Below are 3569 nucleotides of genomic sequence, written 5' to 3'. Positions count from 1 at the left end.
GCAACTGGACGAGCTGTTTCATAGCAAGCATGCAGACGGCACACCGATTTTCACACTGCAAGACATCAAAGATTTTAGCGAGCTACGTGAGCGGTACACCGCAAGGGAACTGATCGACATTATTTATAATGGTTATACGCAGAGGTTGGCAGAAGGTCCAAATGGTGTGCCTGAGGAGCTTTTTTAAGAGAATGCAGGCATGAAAAGTATCACGGTAACGCTCAAAAGAGTTTTTTATAAAGGGTATCTCTGCTTTGAAATCCCTAACAATCCAGCAGACATGGTATGTTGGACATAAGCCGAAACGATGGCGCTTTGTAAAGCAATCTACGAGCGGGAGGCACTCAAATATCAAACAGATAGATAGTAGGCAGCTTTCACTATTGTTCGATATTCCGTATTACGCTACACCGCAAACGGATAATCAGCAATTACTGAATATGCAAAAGCGGTATGTTATCGATAACGATCAAACAGCATTAAACGATATGTATCGGCTCGGCTGTCACGTTGCTCTCAACATGATCAACAAGGCAGCTGCTTCAAACCGGCATATCAAAGCACTTTCAGACAGTGAGCGTTCTGAAAAAGCGCATAATGCTTCAAGTTACATTATCGAACAATATTTGAAGCGCCCTGCTTTCTTTATAAAAAAATCCTACACCGCGTACCTGTATAAAAGAGTCCAATATGAACTTTTTTATCATAGGAAAATCGATGCAGCGATTATCTATTGTGATATTACGGATGCCACTTATTCGTAATGGGTGGGCATATGACAGAAAAAGAGGTAATAGAAGCACGTGGTAATGCCGTGAGACAGATGAATTACTTCCATGAAGACAAACATATGTATGTCTTTTGGCGGAATGTATATCTGCATTATCACAATAAAGCAATGGAGGCAGAGCGCCTCCGGTTTTTCACACGTAATGAGAAACGAGAAAGAAACAGGGACTTTTCATCAAGATAAAGAGGAGTTTATATAGCATGACATACGAAGAATTTTTGAAAGAGAAAATCTCAATCGCACCATCAAGCGGTTTTTCTGTAGTCGAAAATGACATACATCATATTTTAAAACCTCATCAAAAAGATGCCGTAAAGTGGGCAATCTCCGGAGGTTGCCGGGCTATTTTTGCAAGTTTCGGATTAGGCAAAACGGTTATACAACTTGAGATACTCCGTTTAATTTTAGCAAAAGAAGGTGGCAAAGCCTTGATTGTAACACCTTTGAATATCGTTGACGAATTTTATCACGATGCGCAAATGTTGCTTGATAATCTCCCTGTACGGTATATTAAAACGCAGGAAGATATAGCGGCTGCAAGTGAAGCAATTCTCATTACAAACTATGAACGCGTGCGGGATGGGACTATCGATCTTGATTCGTTCACTGCGTGTAGTTTAGACGAAGCGTCTGTACTGCGTTCTTTCGGCTCAAAAACCTATCAAGAGTTTTTGCCAAAGTTTAAAAATGTCAAATATAAGTTTGTTGCAACAGCAACACCTTCTCCGAATAAATATAAAGAGCTTATCCATTATGCGGGCTTTTTAGGCGTGATGGACACGGGGCAAGCTCTTACCCGTTTTTTTAAGAGGGACATCACGAAGGCTAATAACTTGACGCTTTACCCGCATAAAGAACAAGAATTTTGGATGTGGGTTTCTACGTGGGCGCTTTTTATTACAAAACCTTCTGATGTCAATCCTTCCTATTCTGATAGCGGCTATGATTTACCGGCGCTCAAAGTTATCTATCATAAGGTATCGGTTGATAATGCAACCGCCGGATGTGAGGATGACGGGCAAGTAAAAATGTTCCGAGATGCCGCGCTTGGTTTAAAAGATGCTTCAAAAGAAAAGAGAGATAGTATCAGTGATCGGGTAGCACAGATGATTAAGATATTGCAGGCAGACCCTGATGATCATTTTATTCTTTGGCATAATTTAGAAGCAGAGCGTCACGCTCTCCAAAAAGCGCTCCCTGATGCAGGGTTTGTCTATGGCAGTCAAGACCTTGAAAAGAATGTTGCTATTACGCGAGCATTTAAGAACGGTTTATTGAAATACCTTGCCACCAAACCTGATATATCAGCGCAAGGCGGCAATATGCAATACCATTGCCACAAATGTATTTTTGTCGGTATCGATTATAAGTTCAATGATTTTATTCAAGCTGTACACCGCATCTATCGGTTTCAACAGTCATACCCCGTTGAAGTACATATCATCTACACCGAAAGTGAACAAGCGGTATTAAAGGCATTAGAAGAAAAATGGGAGCAGCATAAGCATCTTGTATCCCAGATGACAGCGATTGTCCGTAAATACGGTTTATCATCGGTAATGCTTGCAGAAAAACTTGCCCGTACTATCGGTGTTGAAAGAAAAGTAGTTGAGGGTAAGAATTTTAAAGCGGTCTTAAACGATAATTGTATCGAGCTTCCTACTATGGCAGATAACACGGTTGACCTCGTTGTTACCTCAATTCCGTTCAGCAATCACTACGAATATACCCCGACGTATAACGATTTCGGACATAATGAAAATAATGAAAAATTCTTTCAACAGATGGACTTTCTGACCCCGCACCTCTTGCGTGTATTAAAACCCGGTCGCCTTGCCTGTGTCCATGTCAAAGATCGTATCTTGTTCGGAAATGCAACGGGAGACGGGATGCCAACAGTTGACCCTTTTAGCGATATGACTGTCTTCCATTTTTTACAGCATGGATTTCGCTACATGGGGCGCATTATTATTACTACTGATGTAGTACGTGAAAACAATCAAACCTACAGGCTCGGCTGGAGTGAGCAATGCAAAGACGGCTCAAAAATGGGGGTAGGATGCCCTGAATATATTTTGCTGTTTCGCAAGTTACCAACCGATACAACGAAAGCATACGCAGATACTCCGGTACAAAAGACAAAAGAAACATACAGTCGAGGACGGTGGCAAATTGATGCACACGCATATTGGAGATCAAGCGGGAACCGATTAGTAACACTCGAAGAATTAAAAGAATGTCCGGTATCCGATATGCAGAAATTGTACCGGCAATATTCAAAAGAACATATTTATAACTACAGCGAACATGTGCAGCTGGCAGAAGAATTGGACGAAGCTCGGAAACTCCCCGCTTCATTTTCTGTTATTAGCAACGCTTCTCCAAGTGAGTATGTGTGGGATGATGTCAATCGTATGTATACGCTCAATAGTGAGCAGTCTCGAAAAGCGCTGAATATGCACATTTGTCCGCTGCAAATAGATGTCGTTGAACGTCTTATTGAGCGGTATTCAAATCCAAAAGAAGTAATTTACGATCCATTTGCGGGACTTTTTACTGTTCCATATATTGCCGTCAAAAAAGATCGGTATGGGATTGGGCATGAGTTGAACGAGATTTCATTTAATGATGGCGTTGCGTATTTGAAAGAAGCTGATATTGAAAAGACAGCTCCAACGCTTTTTGATTTAGATGATTTTAAAATTGCAAAATAAAGGAACCTAAAGATGTCAGTAAGTTTTATCTTTTATGAAACCTTTGCAAAACAATTAAAACTATT

General features: G+C 40.8%; 2 protein-coding genes and 1 pseudogene. All 3 read left to right on the top strand.

What is annotated here, in order from left to right; translation table 11 throughout:
- Positions 1-187: pseudogene (locus ACTTJ8_RS11535) on the top strand (hypothetical protein); the annotation flags it as partial.
- A gap of 67 nt (positions 188-254) precedes the next feature.
- The gene (locus tag ACTTJ8_RS11530; RefSeq protein WP_442721269.1) at positions 255-764 is read left to right on the top strand and encodes a hypothetical protein; all 510 of its coding nucleotides are present in this window, start codon (positions 255-257) and stop codon (positions 762-764) included.
- Positions 765-990: 226 nt separating this feature from the next.
- Complete coding sequence (locus ACTTJ8_RS11525; protein WP_442721268.1) at positions 991-3504, top strand: DNA methyltransferase; 2514 nt, start codon at positions 991-993, stop codon at positions 3502-3504.
- Positions 3505-3569 lie beyond the last annotated feature (65 nt).

Source organism: Treponema sp. (genome assembly GCF_052169735.1).
Lineage (GTDB): Bacteria > Spirochaetota > Spirochaetia > Treponematales > Treponemataceae > Treponema.
This window is presented reverse-complemented; position numbering and strand designations above follow the sequence as displayed.

Coding starts and splice junctions, on each gene's coding strand:
- ACTTJ8_RS11525 (WP_442721268.1), top strand. CDS start 991: ATGACATACGAAGAATTTTTGAAAGAGAAAATCTCAATCGCACCATCA.